This is a genomic window from Pseudomonas sp. 57B-090624 (assembly GCF_003234055.1).
GTDB classification, from domain to species: domain Bacteria; phylum Pseudomonadota; class Gammaproteobacteria; order Pseudomonadales; family Pseudomonadaceae; genus Metapseudomonas; species Metapseudomonas tohonis.
In genome coordinates, this window is record NZ_QKRU01000002.1 from 112,178 (window position 1) to 129,085 (window position 16,908).

The following is a 16,908-nucleotide window of genomic DNA, read 5'->3' on the forward strand; positions in this document are numbered from 1 at the left end:
ACCAGCAAATGCGGTCAAGTCAGTGATTAAAGGTGGAGAGGACGTCAACTGGTATCCCGTTCCACCCTTGTGGCACCACGCTCAGTCGGATGACTGGCAATGAGGCACTTCCTTTCGGAATCAGAACCGGCATGACGTCCCCATTAGAGAAATCATGCCGACATAAGGGCTGGAATGTTAGCAATGGGGCTAACAGCCGTCAATTGCCCCGACCCGGCACTCCCGGGAGATCCGCCCGACGGAGCCGACTCGGGAAGACGGGAACGCCGCACCCAAGGAGCGCGACGTGGCAGGAATACGGCCCGATCAGTCATCCAGCCCCAGCGCGGCAAAGGCTTCGAGAATGCGCTCCAGCACTTCGTCGATGCTCAGGTGGGTGGAGTCGAGGATCAGGGCATCCGGCGCGGGCTTCAACGGCGCTACGGAACGCTGGGTGTCGCGCTCGTCACGCTCGATGATCTCGGTCAGCAGGGAGGCCATCTCGACCTCCATGCCCTTGCCCTTCAGTTGCAGATAGCGCCGACGTGCACGCTCCTCCGCGGTAGCGGTGAGGAAGATCTTCAGCGGCGCATCCGGAAAGACCACCGTCCCCATGTCCCGACCATCAGCGACCAGTCCGGGCGCCTCCTGGAAGGCCCGCTGACGCTGCAGCAGCGCATCACGCACCGCCGGCAGGGCTGCAACCTGCGAGGCGCCCGCTCCTACCGTCTCGGTGCGGATGACATCGGAAACATCCTCACCCTCAAGGATGATTCGCTGGACACCACCCGCATTGGAGAGGAACTGCACATCGAGGTGGGCCGCCAGGACTTTCAGCGACTCCTCGTTGGTCAGGTCGACGCCATGGTTGCGCGCCGCGAAGGCCAGCAGCCGATACAGCGCGCCAGAATCCAGCAGGTTCCAGCCAAGACGCTTGGCCAGCAGACCCGCGACCGTGCCCTTGCCCGAGCCACCCGGGCCGTCGATGGCGATGACCGGCGCTGCAGTACTCATCACTTGCCCTCTTCGGCGACTTGGATGCCGACCTGCGCCGCCAGCCCGAGGAAGTTCGGGAAGGAGGTCGCGACGTTGGCGCAATCGTGGATACGGATCGCACCGCCGGCACGCAGCGAAGCGACGCTGAAGGACATGGCGATGCGGTGGTCGCCGTGGCTCCAGACCTCACCGCCGCCGAAGGTCCCGCCGTCGATGATGATGCCGTCCGGGGTCGGCTCGGCCTTCACGCCCAGCGCTACCAGGCCATCGGCCATCACCTGGATGCGGTCCGATTCCTTGACCCGCAGTTCTTCCGCGCCACGCAGGACGGTGCGCCCTTCGGCGCAGGCGGCCGCGACGAACAGCACCGGAAACTCGTCGATGGCCAGCGGAACCAGGTCCTCGGGGATATCGATGCCCTTGAGCTTCGCCGCGCGCACGCGGATATCCGCCACCGGCTCGCCACCGACTTCACGCTGGTTCTCCAGGGTGATATCGGCGCCCATCAGCTTGAGGATATCGATCACGCCGGTACGGGTCGGGTTGATACCCACATGCTCCAGCAGCAGCTCGGAGCCCTCGGCGATGCTCGCAGCCACCAGGAAGAAGGCTGCGGAAGAGATGTCAGCCGGCACTTCGATATGAGTGGCGGACAGCTTGTGGCCGCTCTCGACGGTCGCCGTGCTGCCATCGACGGCAACCGGATAGCCGAAGCCCTGCAGCATGCGCTCGGTGTGGTCGCGGGTCGGAGCCGGCTCGGTCACCGAGGTTTCGCCCGCGGCATAGAGGCCGGCGAGCAACAGGCAGGATTTGACCTGGGCGCTGGCCATCGGCATCTCGTAGCTCATGCCGGTGAGGCGCTGGCCACCACGGATGGTCATCGGCGGGCGACCTTCCGGAGCGGTCTCGATCACCGCCCCCATCTCGCGCAACGGTTTGGCCACACGGTTCATCGGGCGCTTGGACAGCGAAGCGTCACCAGTCAGGGTGGTGTCGAACGGCTGGGCAGCGAGCAGCCCGCTGAGCAGGCGCATGGAGGTACCGGAGTTGCCCAGGTACAACGGCCCGGGCGGCGGCTTCAGGCCATGCAGGCCGACGCCGTGAATGGTCACGCGACCATGATGGGGGCCTTCGATGACCACCCCCATGTCGCGGAAAGCCTGCAGGGTCGCCAGGGCATCCTCACCCTCGAGGAAACCTTCCACCTCGGTCGTGCCCTCGGCCAGGGAGCCGAGCATGATCGAGCGATGGGAAATGGACTTGTCGCCCGGAACGCGGATACGCCCGGAGAGGCGGCCACCCGGCTGGGCCAGGTAAATCAGGTCGTTATTGTGCATGGCGTCCACATAGGCCCTGCGGGCCAGGATTTTACTGAAATGTTCGCGGGCGACGCGGGCGCGGGTGAACACGCCCAGCAGTTGATGCCCATCCCCTGCGTCGACCGCGTCGCGCAAGGCGTCGAGGTCGCCACGAAATGCGTCCAGCACCCGCAGCACGGCCTCGCGGTTGGCGAGGAAGATGTCGTGCCACATGACCGGATCGCTACCGGCGATCCGCGTGAAATCACGGAAGCCACCAGCGGCGTAGCGGAATATCTCCAGGTTCTCGCTGCGCTTGGCGAGCGAGTCGACCAGCCCGAAAGCCAGCAGGTGCGGCAGGTGGCTGGTCGCCGCAAGCACCTCGTCGTGGTGCTCGACCTGCATGTGCTCGACATCGGCCCCCAACTCGCGCCAGAGCCTGTCGACCAAGGCCAGCGCCTCGGCGTCAGTGGACTCCTGAGGCGTCAGGATCACCTTGTGGCGGCTGAAGAGCGCGCCATTGGCCGCCTCCACCCCGCTCTGCTCGGAGCCCGCGATCGGATGGCCGGGGACGAAGCGCGCCGGCATGCCATCGAAAGCCAGGCGCGCGGCGCGCACCACATTGCCCTTGGCGCTGCCGACATCGGTGAGCACCACATCGCCAAGATCGAGCTTCGCCAGCTCAGCCAGCAATCGCTCCATGGCCAGGATAGGCACGGCCAACTGGATCACCGCCGCCCCCTGACAGGCGGCGGCGAGATCGGTCTCGCAACGGTCGACCACGCCCAGCTCCACGGCCAGGCGGCGCGACTCGGCGTCCAGATCGACACCCACCACTTCATCGAACGCCCCCTTTTCCCGCAGCCCCTTGGCGAAGGAGCCGCCGATCAGGCCGAGCCCGATCACCACGAGGCGCCCGAGCTTAGGAGAGCGCTGTTGCAGCGGCATGACATCAGCCACGGGCGAGCACCTGCCCCAGGACGTCGAGGAAGCGCTGGTTCTCCTCGGGCAGGCCGATGGAAACACGCAGGAAGTTCGGCATGCCGTAGCCCGCCACCGGGCGTACGATCACGCCTGCCGCCAGCAACGCCTGGTTGATGCCCGCCGCATCGCGACCGAAATCGATGGCGATGAAGTTGCCACGAGACGGAATCCAGCCCAGGCCCAGCGAGCGGCAGCCCGCTTCCAGCTGCGCCATGCCCGCGTCGTTGAGGCGGCGGCTTTCGGCCAGGTAGTCGACGTCCGCCAGCGCGGCGCAGGCGGCGGCCAGGGCCAGGCTGTTGACGTTGAACGGCTGGCGCACGCGGTTCAGGACATCGGCGACGCGCGCGGATGAAATCCCGTAGCCGACCCGCAGCGCTGCCAGGCCGAAGGCCTTGGAGAAGGTGCGGGAAACCAGCAGGTTCGGGTAGCGCGACAGGTAGTCGAGGCCGTCGGGCAGCTCGCCACCCGAGGCGTATTCGATATAGGCCTCGTCGAGCACCACCAGCACGGTCTCCGGGACCTTGGCGAGGAAATCTTCCAGCGCCTGCGGGCCGAACCAGGTACCGGTCGGGTTGTTCGGGTTGGCGACGAAGACCACGCGGGTCTGCTCGTCGATGGCCGCCAGCATCGCCGGCAGGTCATGCCCCCAGTCCTTGGCCGGCACGACCTTGGCGGTGGCGCCGACAGCCTGGGTGACGATGGGGTAGACGGCGAACGCGTGCTGGCTGAACACCGCGTTCAGGCCCGGGGCCAGGTAGGCGCGACCGACCAGCTCGAGGATGTCGTTGGAGCCATTGCCAAGGGTGACCTGGTCCGGCTGGACGTCATAGCGCTCGGCCAGGCGGCGCTTGAGCTCGAAGCCATTGCCATCCGGGTAGCGGGTGAGATCGGCCAGCTCGGCACGGATGGCCTCGAGCACCTTAGGGCTGGGGCCCAGAGGGTTCTCGTTGCTGGCCAGCTTGACGATACCGGCCGGGTCGAGATCCAGCTCACGGGCCAGCTCATCCACCGGCTTGCCGGGTACGTAGGGCGAAAGTTTCTGCACGCCCGGCTGTGCCAGGGCGAGGAAGTCGCAGCTCATGGGCGCTCCTTGGAAATCTCTTGGGTTCAGAGAACCGCTTTCGGGTAGGACCCCAGCACCTTCAGCGCCACGGCTTCCTGGTTGATCTTCTCCAGCACGTCCTTGATCAGCGGGTCACGGTGATGGCCGACGAAGTCGATGAAGAATACGTAGGTCCATTTGCCACTGCGGGACGGGCGGGTCTCGATGCGGGTCAGGTCGATGCCGTTGGTATGGAAGGGCACCAGAAGCTCGTGCAGCGCGCCAGGCTTGTTGCGCATGGAGACGATGACCGAGGTCTTGTCGTCGCCAGTAGGCGGTACCTCCTGGCTGCCGATGATGAGGAAGCGCGTGGAGTTGTCCGGGCGGTCCTCGATCTTCTCGCAGAGCTTGGTCAGCCCGTAGAGACTGGCCGCCATGTCGCCGGCGATGGCGGCGGAGTTCCACTCGCTCTTCACCCGCTTGGCGGCATCCGCATTGCTGGAGACAGCGACGCGCTCGACGTTCGGGTAGTGCGCGTCCAGCCACTTGCGGCACTGGGCCAGGGACTGGGCGTGGGAATAGATGCGTGTGATGTTGTCGGTCTTGGTGGTATCACCTACCAGCAGGTGATGGTGGATACGCAGCTCCACCTCGCCGCAGATGACCATGTCGTGCTCGAGGAAGCTGTCCAGGGTGTGGTTGACCGCACCCTCGGTGGAGTTTTCCACCGGCACCACGCCGAAATTGACCGCACCGGCCGCCACCTCGCGGAACACCTCGTCGATGGCGGCCATCGGCGTGCTGATCACGGCGTGGCCGAAATGCTTCATCGCAGCCGCCTGGGTGAAAGTGCCCTCGGGCCCCAGGTAAGCGACCTTGAGCGGCTGCTCCAGCGCCAGGCAGGACGACATGATTTCGCGGAACAGCCGCGCCATCTCTTCGTTGTCCAGCGGCCCCTTGTTGCGCTCCATGATGTGCTTGAGCACCCAGGCTTCACGCTCGGGGCGGTAGAAGACCGGCTTCTCGCCTTCCGGCAAGGCCGCCATCTTCACGCGCGCGACGTCCTGGGCACAGCGGGCGCGGTCGCTGATCAGTTCGAGGATCTTCTCGTCGAGGCTGTCGATGCGCAGGCGCAGGGCCTTCAATTCCTGTTCGGACATCAGGCGCGCTCCTTCTCGAACTCCGCCATGTAGGCCACCAGGGCCTCGACTGCATCCAGGCCGACCGCGTTGTAGATCGAGGCGCGCATGCCTCCCACCGAGCGGTGGCCCTTGAGGTTGAGCAGGCCACGGGCGTCGGCGCCAGCGAGGAAGTCCTTGTCCAGGCGCTCGTCGGCGAGACGGAACGGAACGTTCATCCAGGACCGCGCATTCACCGCGATGGGGTTGGTGTAGAAGTCGCTCTTGTCGATGTAGCCGTAGAGCAGCTCCTTCTTCGCGCGGTTGCGCTGCTCCATGGCTTCGACGCCGCCCTGCTCCTTCAGCCACTCGAAGACCAGGCCCGAGAGGTACCAGGAGAAGGTGGCCGGGGTGTTGTACATGGAGCCGTTATCCGCCGCGACCTTGTAGTTGAGCATGGTCGGGCAGGACGAGCGGGCACGGCCCAGCAGGTCTTCACGGACGATGACGACCACCAGGCCGCTCGGGCCGATGTTCTTCTGCGCACCGGCATAGATCAGGCCGAAGCGGGACACATCGAGCGGACGGGAAAGGATGTCCGAGGACATGTCCACCACCAGGGGGACGTCGCCGGTCTCGGGAATCCAGTCGAACTGCAGGCCACCGATGGTCTCGTTCGAGGCGTAGTGCAGGTAGGCGGCATCCGCGCTCAGCGTCCAGTCGTTCTGGCCAGGGATGGCGAAGTAGTCCAGGCCCTTGGCACTGGCAGCGACGTTGACGCGGCCATAACGCGCCGCTTCCTCGATGCTCTTCTTCGACCAGATGCCGGTCTCGACGTAGTCGGCCACGCCGTTTTCCGGGAGCAGGTTCAGCGGAATCTCGGCGAACTGCTGGCTGGCACCGCCCTGGAGGAACAGCACCTTGTAGTTGGAGGGGATGGAGAGCAGGTCGCGCAGGTCCTGTTCGGCCTTTTCGGCGATGGCGACGTAGTCGTCACTGCGATGGCTCATTTCCATGACGGAAAGGCCCTTGCCTTGCCAATCGAGGAGTTCCGCCTGGGCGCGTTGCAGGACGGCTTCCGGAAGCGCGGCCGGGCCGGCGCAGAAGTTAAAGGCTCGCTTGCTCACATCCACTCTCACTGGGTAGCGCGGGGGCACCTGCGCCCCCGCTGATGGTCTTCTACCGAGTGGACAGGCCGGCTAGGACCCGCCCGCTCCGCAGCGTGTTACTCGTCACCCGCCGGTTGCGCGTCGTCCTGCTGGACATCGTCCGCCTGGACTTCGGCGACGGCATCGGCCGTCACTTCGCCGTCTTCCAGCTCGTCGTCCTCGTCGACACCGGACGGCTCCTGCACGCGCTCCAGGCCGACCAGGGTCTCGTCCTTGGCCAGCTTGATCAGGGTCACGCCCTGGGTGTTGCGGCCGGAACTGGAGACTTCGTCGACACGGGTACGCACCAGGGTGCCCTGGTCGGAGATCAGCATGATCTCCTCGCCGTCCTGCACCTGGATGGCGCCGACCAGCTTACCGTTACGCTCGTTGATGACCATGGCGATCACGCCCTGGCCGCCACGACCACGGCGCGGGAACTTGCCCAGGCCGGTGCGCTTGCCGAAGCCACGTTCCGATGCGGTGAGGATCTGCGCGCCGGATTCGGGGATCAGCATGGAGATCAGCTGCTGCTCCTTGCCCAGGCGCATGCCACGCACGCCACGGGCGGTACGGCCCATGGTGCGCACCATGCTCTCGGCGAAGCGGATCACCTTGCCGGCGCTGGAGAACAGCATGACTTCCTTGGCGCCGTCGGTGATGGCGGCGGCGATCAGGGTGTCACCCTCGTCCAGACGCAGGGCGATCAGGCCACTGGAACGCGGCTTGCTGAACTGCACCAGCGGGGTCTTCTTGACGGTGCCGAAGGCGGTGGCCATGAAGATATAGGCACCGGTGGGCTCGGCCACCAGTTCCGGGGTATCACCTTCGACTTCTTCGACTTCCGGCTCCACCACTTCGCCTTCGAGCACGACGCCCTCGGCTTCATCGAGATCATCCTCGTCACCGGCTTCGCGCTGCAGCGCTTCCAGGTCGATCTGCAGCATCGCGGTGATGCGCTCGCCCTCGTCCAGCGGCAGCAGGTTCACCAGCGGGCGGCCACGCGCGGTGCGCGAGGCTTCCGGGATTTCGAAGGTCTTCAGCCAGTACACCTTGCCCTTGCTGGAGAACAGCAGCAGCGTGGCATGGCTGTTGGCGACCAGCAGGTGCTCGATGTAATCCTCGTCCTTCACGCCGGTGGCGGACTTGCCGCGACCGCCGCGGCGCTGGGCCTGGTAGGCGGCCAGCGGCTGGGACTTGGCGTAGCCGCCATGGGAAATGGTGACGACGCGCTCTTCTTCGGTGATCAGGTCGGCGATGGTCAGGTCCACCTGGGACGCGACGATCTCGGTACGGCGGGCGTCGCCGAACTCGGCCTTGACCTTCTCCAGCTCCTCGCGAATGACTTCCATCAGGCGCTCGGGACTGGTCAGGATGCGGATCAGCTCGCCGATCAGGGTCAGGATTTCCTGGTACTCGGACAGGAGCTTCTCGTGCTCCAGACCGGTCAGACGGTGCAGGCGCAGCTCAAGGATGGCCTGGGCCTGTTCCGGCGACAGGTAGTACTTGCCGTCACGCAGGCCATATTGCGGGGCCAGGTCCTCCGGACGGCAGGAGTCGGCACCGGCGCGCTCGACCATCGCTTCCACGGCGGAGGACGCCCAGGCGGTGGCGATCAGGCGCTCCTTGGCCTCGGCGGGAGTCGGCGAATTCTTGATCAGCTCGATCACCGGATCGATGTTCGACAGGGCGACGGCCTGGCCTTCGAGGATATGGCCGCGCTCGCGCGCCTTGCGCAGCTCGAAGACGGTACGGCGGGTCACCACTTCGCGGCGGTGACGGATGAACACCTCGAGCATGTCCTTGAGGTTCAGCGTGCGCGGCTGGCCGTCCACCAGGGCCACGACGTTGATGCCGAACACGCTCTGCATCTGGGTCTGGGCGTAGAGGTTGTTGAGCACCACCTCGCCGACTTCGCCGCGACGCAGCTCGATCACCACGCGCATGCCGTCCTTGTCGGACTCGTCGCGCAGCTCGGTGATGCCCTCGAGCTTCTTCTCCTTGACCAGCTCGGCGATCTTCTCGATCAGACGCGCCTTGTTCAACTGGTAGGGCAGCTCGGTGACGATGATCTGCTGGCGGTTGCCGCCCTTCTCCATGTCCTCGATTTCGGCGCGGGCACGAATATAGATGCGGCCGCGACCGGTGCGGTAGGCCTCGATGATGCCGGCACGGCCGTTGATGATGCCTGCGGTCGGGAAGTCCGGACCGGGGATGTACTGCATCAGCTCGTCGACGGTCAGCTCGCTGTTGTCCATCAGCGCCAGGCAACCGTCGATGACCTCGGAGAGGTTGTGCGGCGGGATGTTGGTGGCCATGCCCACGGCGATACCGCTGGAACCGTTGACCAGCAGGTTGGGGATCTTGGTCGGCATGACCGCCGGGATCAGCTCGGTGCCGTCGTAGTTGGGCACCCAGTCGACGGTTTCCTTGTCCAGGTCGGCCAGCAGCTCGTGGGCCAGCTTGGACATGCGCACTTCGGTGTAACGCATGGCCGCGGCGTTGTCGCCGTCCACCGAACCGAAGTTGCCCTGGCCGTCAACCAGCATGTAGCGCAGGGAGAAGGGCTGGGCCATGCGCACGATGGTGTCGTACACGGCGGTGTCGCCGTGGGGGTGGTACTTACCGATCACGTCACCGACCACACGGGCGGATTTCTTGTACGGCTTGTTCCAGTCGTTGCCCAGCTCGCTCATGGCGAACAGCACGCGACGGTGAACCGGTTTCAGACCGTCGCGCGCATCCGGCAGGGCGCGCCCGACGATCACGCTCATCGCGTAGTCGAGGTAGGACTGTTTCAGCTCGTCTTCGATATTGACCGGGAGGATTTCTTTGGCCAGTTCGCCCATGAGAAGCCTGATTCCTTTTTCTAGTGAAGCCCCGACACATCCATCCTGGATGACGCAGGGCTCGTCGCCTGGCAGCGCCAGCACGACTCACGACAAATCAACGAGTTAAGCCACGGATCCGCACGGAATGCCGACCTTGCAAAGGGAGGCTCGATAACTGCCGGAGCTTACCATAGTCACCGCCCTGCACCCAGCCCCGCCGGGCGCAGGCCTCAGCCTCAATGCAGGCGCTTGCGGCACATCAACTGGGCCAGCTTGGCAGTATCGGGACGCTCGACAATACCCTTCTCGGTCACGATCGCGTCGATCAGGTCGGCCGGGGTCACATCGAACACCGGGTTCACCGCGTGCACATCGGCCGCCACGCGCCTGCCGCCCAACTCGAGCAACTCGCGCCCGTCGCGCTCCTCGATCGGGATGTCGTCCCCGCTCTCCAGCGCCATGTCGATGGTCGAGCTTGGCGCCACGACCATGAAACGCACGCCGTGGTGCATGGCGCAGACCGCCAGTTGGTAGGTGCCGATCTTGTTGGCCACATCGCCATTGGCGGTGATGCGGTCCGCCCCGACTATCACCCAGGTGATGCCGGCCGTCTTCATCAGATGGGCCGCCGCCGCATCAGCGTTGAGGCTCACCGGCACGCCTTCGTTCGCCAGCTCCCAGGCCGTGAGGCGAGCACCCTGCAGCCAGGGGCGCGTCTCGTCGGCGTAGACCCGCTCCACCAGCCCGTCCAGGTGGGCCGCACGGATCACCCCGAGCGCGGTGCCGAAGCCGCCGGTGGCCAGGGCGCCGGTGTTGCAGTGGGTCAGCAGCGCCTGGGGATTGCCCTGGTGCTTGCGGATCAGCTCCATGCCCAGCTGGGCCATGGTCAGGTTGGCTTCGCGGTCGCTTTCATGGATGGCGATGGCTTCCGCTTCCAGCGCCTGCAGCGGCTCCTCGCCCTCCTTGAGCCGATCCAGGCGCTCGCGCATACGGTTGAGCGCCCAGAACAGGTTGACCGCCGTGGGTCGCGAATCGGCCAGCACACCGAAGTCCTCCTCGAGGGCTTCGCGCCAGTCACCGCCCGCCGCCAGCCGTGCGCGGGCGCCCAGCACCAGCCCGTAGGCGGCACTGATGCCGATGGCCGGCGCACCGCGCACCACCATGAGGCGGATCGCCTCCGCGACACCGGCTGCGGTGCCATATTCCAGCCAGGTTTCCTCCTGGGGCAGGAGGCGCTGGTCGAGCAGACGCAGGACCCCGTCCCGCCAGTCGATGGCGATCACCTTCTCGGCTGCCAACAGTTGCTCACGCATGGAACACCTCGCCACCAATAAACCCGCGGAAAAACCGCGGATTATAGCGATCCGGCGCCCGTCTGGCTCGGGTATACTGCCGCGATATTTTCCTGCGCCCAGGATGCGCCACCATGCCCGACGCCAAAGCCCCGCTCGACCTGCTCCTGCTGCCAACCTGGATCGTCCCCGTGGAACCGGCGGGCGTCGTCCTCCGCGACCATGCCCTGGGCGTCCGCGACGGCCGGATCGCGCTCATCGCCAAGCGCGAGGAGGCACTGCGCTGGCCGGCCGCCGAGGTACGCGAGTTGCCCGGCATGCTGCTGGCACCCGGCCTGGTCAACGCCCACGGGCACGCCGCGATGTCGCTGTTCCGCGGGATGGCCGACGACCTGCCGCTGATGACCTGGCTGGAACAGCACATCTGGCCGGCCGAGGCCAAGTGGGTCGACGAGGCCTTCGTCCGCGACGGCACCGAACTGGCCATCGCCGAGCAGATCAAGGGCGGCATCACCACGTTCTCCGAGATGTACTTCTACCCCGCCATCGCCAGCGAAGCGGTGCACGGTTGTGGCGTGAAGGCGCAGATCACCATCCCGGTCATCGATTTCCCGATCCCAGGCGCCCTCGACGCCGCCGAGGCCATCCGCCACGGCCTGGAGCTGTTCAGCGACCTCAAGCACCACCCGCGCATCAAGGTCGCCTTCGGCCCCCATGCGCCCTACACGGTCAGCGACGACAAGCTGGAGAACATCCGCATGCTCGCCGAGGAACTGGACGCCGGCATCCACATGCACGTCCAGGAGACCGCCTTCGAGGTCCAGCAGAGCCTGGAGCAGCGCGGCGAGCGCCCCATGGCCCGCCTCGCCCGCCTCGGCCTGCTCGGCCCGCGCTTCCAGGCCGTGCACATGACCCAGATCAGCGATGACGACCTGGCACTGCTGGTAGAAAGCAACACCAGCGTCATCCACTGCCCCGAATCCAACCTCAAGCTCGCCAGCGGCTTCTGCCCGGTGGAGCGCCTGTGGCTCGCCGGGGTCAACGTCGCGGTCGGTACCGATGGCGCCGCCAGCAACAACGACCTCGACCTGCTGGGCGAAACCCGTACCGCCGCCATGCTGGCCAAGGCGGTCGCAGGCTCGGCCACCGCGCTGGACGCCCATCGCGCGCTGCGCATGGCTACGCTCAATGGTGCACGGGCACTGGGAATGGAACAGGACACCGGCTCGCTGGAGATCGGCAAGGCCGCCGACATGGTCGCCTTCGACCTCACCGGGCTGGCCCAGCAACCGGTGTACGACCCGGTATCGCAACTTATCTATGCCACCGGCCGCGACCGCGTCCGGCACGTGTGGGTCGACGGCAAGGCCCTGCTCGATGCAGGCCGCCTCACCCGCCAGGACGAAGACCGCCTGATCGCCACCGCGCAAGCCTGGGGCGAGCGGATCGCCGGCCACTGAATTCTGATTGATGGAAAAGGTGTCTCCATGAGCAACGTCGACCACGCCGAAATCGCCAAATTCGAGGCCCTCGCCCACCGCTGGTGGGACCGCGAAAGCGAATTCAAACCGCTGCACGACATCAACCCCCTGCGGGTCAACTGGATCGACGAGCGCGCCCGCCTCGCCGGCAAGACGGTGCTGGACGTCGGTTGCGGCGGCGGCATCCTCAGCGAAGCCATGGCCCAGCGCGGCGCCAAGGTCACCGGCATCGACATGGGCGAAGCGCCCCTGGCCGTGGCCCGCCTGCACCAGCTGGAATCCGGGGTACCGGTGGAATACCGCCGCATCACCGCCGAGGAACTGGCCGCCGAAATGCCCGGGCAGTTCGACGTGGTCACCTGCCTGGAGATGCTCGAGCACGTGCCCGACCCGTCCTCGGTGATCCGTGCCTGCCAGACCCTGGTCAAGCCCGGCGGCCAGGTGTTCTTCTCCACCATCAACCGCAATCCCAAGGCCTATCTGTTCGCCATCGTCGGCGCCGAATACATCATGGGCCTGCTGCCACGCGGCACCCACGACTTCAAGAAATTCATCCGCCCCTCCGAACTGGGTGCCTGGAGCCGCGCCGCCGGCCTGCAGGTCAAGGACATCATCGGCCTGACCTACAACCCGCTGACCAAGCACTACAAGCTGGCCAGCGACGTGGACGTCAACTACATGATCCACACCCTGCGCGAGGAGTGACGGCCATGCGCCTCAGAGCGGTTCTCTTCGACATGGACGGCACCCTGCTGGACTCGGCGCCGGACTTCATCGCCGTCGCCCAGGCCATGCGCACGGACCGGGGCCTGCCGGCCCTGGACGACAAGCTGATCCGCGACCAGGTTTCCGGCGGCGCCCGCGCCATGGTCGCCGCCGCCTTCGGCATGGACCCGGAGGCCGTGGGATTCGAAACCCTGCGCCAGGAATTCCTGGAGCGCTACCAGGCTCATTGCGCCGTGTTCACCCGCCCCTTCGACGGCATCGACGCACTGCTGCAGGACATCGAGAAGGCCCGCCTGATCTGGGGCGTGGTCACCAACAAGCCGGTGCGCTACGCCGAGCCGATCATGCAGCAGCTGGGCCTGGCCGACCGCTCGGCGATCCTCATCTGCCCGGACCACGTGACGCACAGCAAGCCCGACCCCGAACCCCTGCTGCTGGCCTGCAGCCGCCTGCAACTGGACCCGGCCAGCGTGCTCTTCGTTGGCGACGACCTGCGCGACATCGAGTCCGGCCGCGCCGCCGGCACCCGCACCGCCGCCGTCACCTACGGCTACATCCACCCCGACGACAACCCCAGCCACTGGGGCGCCGACGTGGTCGTGGACCACCCCCTCGAATTGCGCGCCGTGCTCGATCGCGCGCTGTGCTCATGCTGAGCCGGAAGCTGAAAGCCTGAAGCAGGAAGCGATCCGCATGCTTCCAGCTTTCAACTTCAAGCTTCCAGCTCTCCGAAGGAGTTTCATATGTTTCAATATTCCGCCCGCCCCGACCTGCTCAAGGGCCGGGTCATCCTGATCACCGGCGCCGGCCGAGGCATCGGCGCCGCCGCCGCCAAGACCTTTGCCGCCCACGGCGCCACCGTACTGCTGCTGGGCAAGACCGAGGCCAATCTCAACCAGGTCTATGACGAGATCGAAGCAGCCGGTCATCCGCAGCCGGCGGTCATCCCCTTCAACCTGGAAACGGCCCAGCCGCACCAGTACGACGAGCTCTCGGCCATGGTGGAGAACGAGTTCGGGCGCCTCGACGGCCTGCTGCACAACGCCTCGATCATCGGCCCGCGCACGCCGCTGGAGCAGTTGTCGGGCGACAACTTCATGCGCGTCATGCAGGTCAACGTCAACGCCATGTTCATGCTGACCAGCACCCTGCTGCCCCTGCTGAAGCTGTCCAGTGACGCCTCGGTGGTCTTCACCTCCAGCAGCGTCGGTCGCAAGGGGCGCGCCTACTGGGGGGCCTACGGCGTCTCCAAGTTCGCCACCGAGGGCCTGATGCAGACACTGGCCGACGAACTGGACGGCATCGCCAACGTGCGCGCCAACAGCGTCAACCCCGGCGCCACCCGTACCAGCATGCGCGCCCAGGCCTACCCGGGCGAGAACCCGGAGGTCAATCCGGAGCCCGAAGCCATCATGCCGGTCTACCTCTACCTCATGGGAGCGGACAGCACCGGCGTCAATGGCCAGGCGTTCGACGCGCAATAACCCGCCCCACGCGGCGACCGGCGAGGTCGCCGCGCCTTCCGCCATTAAACCGGCACCGCACACGCGTGAACGGCATCACATTGCCAGCCGTTCGCCAAATCACCGGCAAGAGCTTGCCACCGGCGTTTTGCCAGCATCCTCAAGACATTGAATCCAAACGCTTTTGCGTTCGAAATCGGACTTTGGCACGGAAATCGCTCTGACCACCTCGTCGTCGCTTCGAGCGTCAGAGGTTCGCCAAATGGTCCCGTCCACCCCTACCAACACCATAGATTTCGATGCCGCCAAGCTGCAGCGCCTGGGCTTCACCAGCCCGGCCCAGAGCAAGCTCCGGCAGATGACGCTGCTGGAACTGCGCCGCCAGTTGAGCATGCAGTTGCAGACCAGCCTGGATGTGGAACGCATCGTCAGCCTGTTCTTCCGTGAAGTGCAGCGCCTGGTGCCACTCGATGCCCTGGCCTACGTGCATCAGAGCAGCGACCTGCGCCTGGAATATGGCGAACGCGCCGCGCATTCGGCCGGCTACCGCCTGAGCCACGAAGGCGAATACCTGGGCGAGTTGATCTTCCGTCGCCGCCAGCGCTTCGACGAGGCCGAACTCGGCCAGCTCGAATCCCTGCTGGCCTGCATGCTCTTCCCGCTGCGCAACGCCCTGCTCTATCGCACCGCGGTGCAATCGGCGCTGCGCGACCCGCTCACCGACACCGGCAACCGCATCGCCATGGACCAGGCGCTGCAACGCGAGGTGGACCTGGCGCGTCGCAGCCAGCAGCCGCTGTCGGTGCTGATGCTGGACATCGACCACTTCAAGCGCATCAACGACGAATACGGCCACAGCACCGGCGACGAAGTGCTCAAGGCCGTGGCCACCACCCTCAAGGCCAAGCTGCGCAACGTCGACATGGTGTTCCGCTATGGCGGCGAGGAATTCCTCGTCCTGCTCTCCAGTACCTGTCGCGAAGCCGCAGGCATGGTCGGCGAACGCCTGCGCATGGGCGTCATGGAAATCCAGCACCTTGTCGGCGGACGCCCGATCGAGCTGTCCATGAGCCTGGGCTGCGCCACCCTGCTGCCGGCCGAATCGGTGGACAGCCTGCTGCGCCGCGCCGACAGCGCCCTCTACGTGGCCAAGCGCAACGGCCGCAACCGCCTCTCCATGGCCGGCTGACCGCTCGACGACGCGAACGACACCTATGAAAAAGGGGCCATCAGGCCCCTTTTTCATTGCATCGGCGGATCAGCGCTTGCGACCGAAACCCGGACGCTGTCCATCGCCCGCCGGCGGGTTGGTGCGCTTGTTCACCGGGCGCTGCGGCTTGCGCTGCGGGCGTTCGGCCACTTCGCTCGCATCACCCTGGGGCTTGCCGCGGGGTTTCTTGGCGACGTCACGCGGGCGTTCGGCCAGCGGCGTGCTGCGGCCCTGCTCGCCACGGGCGGCCGGGCGCGGTGCGCGGGTCGGACGCTCGGCGCCTTCGCCACGCGGGCTGCGAGCCGGACGCTCGCCACCTTCACCACGCGGCGCGCGGCTCGGACGCTCGGCACCCTCGCCACGGCCACGAGCGGGACGCTCGCCAGCTTCGCTGCGCGGGCCACGGGCGGGACGGTCGCTGCCCTGGCGATTGCCACGGCCGCTCACCGGCTTGACCAGCTTGCGCTGCATGCGCTCGACCTTGTCCTTGTGCTTGGTGGAGACCTCCGGCAGCAGGATCGGCTTGAGGCCGACCTCGCCACTGAGGATGTCCACCTCGGACTGGCCCATCTCGCGCCAGCGGCCCATGGTCAGGTCGGAAGTGAGGAACACCGGGCCGAAGCGCACGCGCTTCAGGCGGCTGACCACTACGCCCTGGGACTCCCACAGGCGACGTACCTCGCGGTTGCGCCCCTCCATGACCACGCAGTGGTACCAGTGGTTGAAGCCTTCTCCGCCGGGCGCTTCCTGGATGTCGGTGAACTTGGCGGGGCCGTCTTCCAGCATCACGCCGTTCTTCAGGTTCTCCAGCATCTCCTCGGTGACTTCGCCGCGCACACGCACGGCGTACTCGCGGTCCATCTCGTAGGAGGGATGCATCAGGCGGTTGGCCAGCTCACCATCGGTGGTGAACAGCAGCAGGCCGGTGGTGTTGATGTCGAGACGGCCGATATTGATCCAGCGACCGGCACGCAGGCGCGGCAGACGTTCGAAAACGGTGGGGCGGCCTTCCGGGTCGTCGCGGGTGCAGACCTCGCCGTCGGGCTTGTTGTAGATCAGCACGCGGCGGACGGCTTCGGTCTCTTCCTCGCGCTTGAGCAGGCGGCCGTCGACGCTGATGGCGTCATGACGGTCGACGCGCTGACCAAGGGTCGCGGCGACGCCGTTGACCTTGACGCGGCCCTCGGTGATCCAGGCCTCGATGTCGCGGCGCGAAGCCAGGCCGATGCGGGCGAGGACCTTCTGCAGCTTTTCCCCAGCGGGGCTGTAATCGTCTTCGTTCATCTGGGCACCTCCCGGTGTAGTCGTTCAAAAAGGTCGCGCATCATACGCGGCGGGCG

At 66.3% G+C, this 16,908-nt stretch carries 13 protein-coding genes; 5 read left to right on the plus strand and 8 right to left on the minus strand.

Going from position 1 to position 16,908, the window contains the following annotated elements; genetic code table 11:
* Positions 1-306 precede the first annotated feature (306 nt).
* The 7 genes from cmk to mtnA all read right to left on the minus strand — a co-directional run bounded on the left by cmk (position 307) and on the right by mtnA (position 10,709).
* Complete coding sequence (gene cmk, locus DMX10_RS01685) at positions 307-993, minus strand: (d)CMP kinase (RefSeq protein ID WP_111259467.1); 687 nt, start codon at positions 991-993, stop codon at positions 307-309.
* Complete coding sequence (locus tag DMX10_RS01690) at positions 993-3,233, minus strand: bifunctional prephenate dehydrogenase/3-phosphoshikimate 1-carboxyvinyltransferase (protein WP_178082906.1); 2,241 nt, start codon at positions 3,231-3,233, stop codon at positions 993-995. The genes cmk and DMX10_RS01690 overlap by 1 nt, the downstream gene beginning before the upstream one ends.
* On the minus strand, positions 3,226-4,338 hold the full coding sequence (gene hisC, locus DMX10_RS01695; RefSeq protein WP_111259468.1) for a histidinol-phosphate transaminase: 1,113 nt from the start codon (positions 4,336-4,338) through the stop codon (positions 3,226-3,228). Before hisC ends, DMX10_RS01690 begins: the two co-directional genes overlap by 8 nt.
* Positions 4,339-4,364: 26 nt before the next feature.
* Positions 4,365-5,459 (minus strand): prephenate dehydratase, encoded by a 1,095-nt coding sequence (gene pheA / locus DMX10_RS01700; protein WP_111259469.1) that lies wholly within the window; start codon positions 5,457-5,459, stop codon positions 4,365-4,367.
* Entirely contained in the window at positions 5,459-6,544 is a 1,086-nt protein-coding gene (gene serC / locus DMX10_RS01705) for a 3-phosphoserine/phosphohydroxythreonine transaminase (protein ID WP_111259470.1), read from the minus strand. The genes pheA and serC overlap by 1 nt, the downstream gene beginning before the upstream one ends.
* 98 nt (positions 6,545-6,642) lie before the next feature.
* Positions 6,643-9,414: a DNA gyrase subunit A gene (gyrA, locus tag DMX10_RS01710; RefSeq protein WP_111259471.1), complete on the minus strand. Its 2,772-nt coding sequence runs from the start codon at positions 9,412-9,414 to the stop codon at positions 6,643-6,645.
* Between the two features lie 218 nt (positions 9,415-9,632).
* The gene (gene mtnA, locus DMX10_RS01715) at positions 9,633-10,709 is read right to left on the minus strand and encodes an S-methyl-5-thioribose-1-phosphate isomerase (protein WP_111259472.1); all 1,077 of its coding nucleotides are present in this window, start codon (positions 10,707-10,709) and stop codon (positions 9,633-9,635) included.
* Positions 10,710-10,822: 113 nt separating this feature from the next.
* Between mtnA and DMX10_RS01720 the strand changes: the two genes are divergently transcribed.
* From DMX10_RS01720 to DMX10_RS01740, 5 genes are all read left to right on the plus strand, one after another.
* On the plus strand, positions 10,823-12,148 hold the full coding sequence (locus tag DMX10_RS01720; protein ID WP_111259473.1) for a TRZ/ATZ family hydrolase: 1,326 nt from the start codon (positions 10,823-10,825) through the stop codon (positions 12,146-12,148).
* 27 nt (positions 12,149-12,175) lie between these two features.
* Entirely contained in the window at positions 12,176-12,874 is a 699-nt protein-coding gene (gene ubiG / locus DMX10_RS01725; RefSeq protein ID WP_111259474.1) for a bifunctional 2-polyprenyl-6-hydroxyphenol methylase/3-demethylubiquinol 3-O-methyltransferase UbiG, read from the plus strand.
* 5 nt (positions 12,875-12,879) lie between these two features.
* Positions 12,880-13,551 carry an N-acetylmuramic acid 6-phosphate phosphatase MupP gene (gene mupP / locus DMX10_RS01730; protein ID WP_111259475.1) on the plus strand — a complete coding sequence of 224 codons (672 nt, stop codon included), beginning with the start codon at positions 12,880-12,882 and terminating at the stop codon, positions 13,549-13,551.
* An 87-nt stretch (positions 13,552-13,638) separates the two neighbouring features.
* The gene (locus tag DMX10_RS01735) at positions 13,639-14,379 is read left to right on the plus strand and encodes a YciK family oxidoreductase (protein WP_111259476.1); all 741 of its coding nucleotides are present in this window, start codon (positions 13,639-13,641) and stop codon (positions 14,377-14,379) included.
* Positions 14,380-14,620: 241 nt separating this feature from the next.
* The gene (locus DMX10_RS01740) at positions 14,621-15,547 is read left to right on the plus strand and encodes a GGDEF domain-containing protein (protein ID WP_111259477.1); all 927 of its coding nucleotides are present in this window, start codon (positions 14,621-14,623) and stop codon (positions 15,545-15,547) included.
* Positions 15,548-15,616: 69 nt separating this feature from the next.
* Here the strand turns inward: DMX10_RS01740 and rluB are convergent, their stop codons facing one another.
* A complete protein-coding gene (gene rluB / locus DMX10_RS01745; RefSeq protein WP_111259478.1) occupies positions 15,617-16,852 on the minus strand; it encodes a 23S rRNA pseudouridine(2605) synthase RluB in 1,236 nt (411 codons plus the stop codon).
* Positions 16,853-16,908: the final 56 nt, after the last annotated feature.

Excerpts from the sequence above, each read along its gene's own strand:
- cmk (WP_111259467.1), bottom strand. The coding sequence starts at position 993 with ATGAGTACTGCAGCGCCGGTCATCGCCATCGACGGCCCGGGTGGCTCG.
- ubiG (WP_111259474.1), top strand. The coding sequence starts at position 12,176 with ATGAGCAACGTCGACCACGCCGAAATCGCCAAATTCGAGGCCCTCGCC.
- hisC (WP_111259468.1), bottom strand. The coding sequence starts at position 4,338 with ATGAGCTGCGACTTCCTCGCCCTGGCACAGCCGGGCGTGCAGAAACTT.
- DMX10_RS01735 (WP_111259476.1), top strand. The coding sequence starts at position 13,639 with ATGTTTCAATATTCCGCCCGCCCCGACCTGCTCAAGGGCCGGGTCATC.
- pheA (WP_111259469.1), bottom strand. The coding sequence starts at position 5,459 with ATGTCCGAACAGGAATTGAAGGCCCTGCGCCTGCGCATCGACAGCCTC.
- rluB (WP_111259478.1), bottom strand. The coding sequence starts at position 16,852 with ATGAACGAAGACGATTACAGCCCCGCTGGGGAAAAGCTGCAGAAGGTC.
- DMX10_RS01740 (WP_111259477.1), top strand. The coding sequence starts at position 14,621 with ATGGTCCCGTCCACCCCTACCAACACCATAGATTTCGATGCCGCCAAG.
- DMX10_RS01720 (WP_111259473.1), top strand. The coding sequence starts at position 10,823 with ATGCCCGACGCCAAAGCCCCGCTCGACCTGCTCCTGCTGCCAACCTGG.
- gyrA (WP_111259471.1), bottom strand. The coding sequence starts at position 9,414 with ATGGGCGAACTGGCCAAAGAAATCCTCCCGGTCAATATCGAAGACGAG.
- mupP (WP_111259475.1), top strand. The coding sequence starts at position 12,880 with ATGCGCCTCAGAGCGGTTCTCTTCGACATGGACGGCACCCTGCTGGAC.
- mtnA (WP_111259472.1), bottom strand. The coding sequence starts at position 10,709 with ATGCGTGAGCAACTGTTGGCAGCCGAGAAGGTGATCGCCATCGACTGG.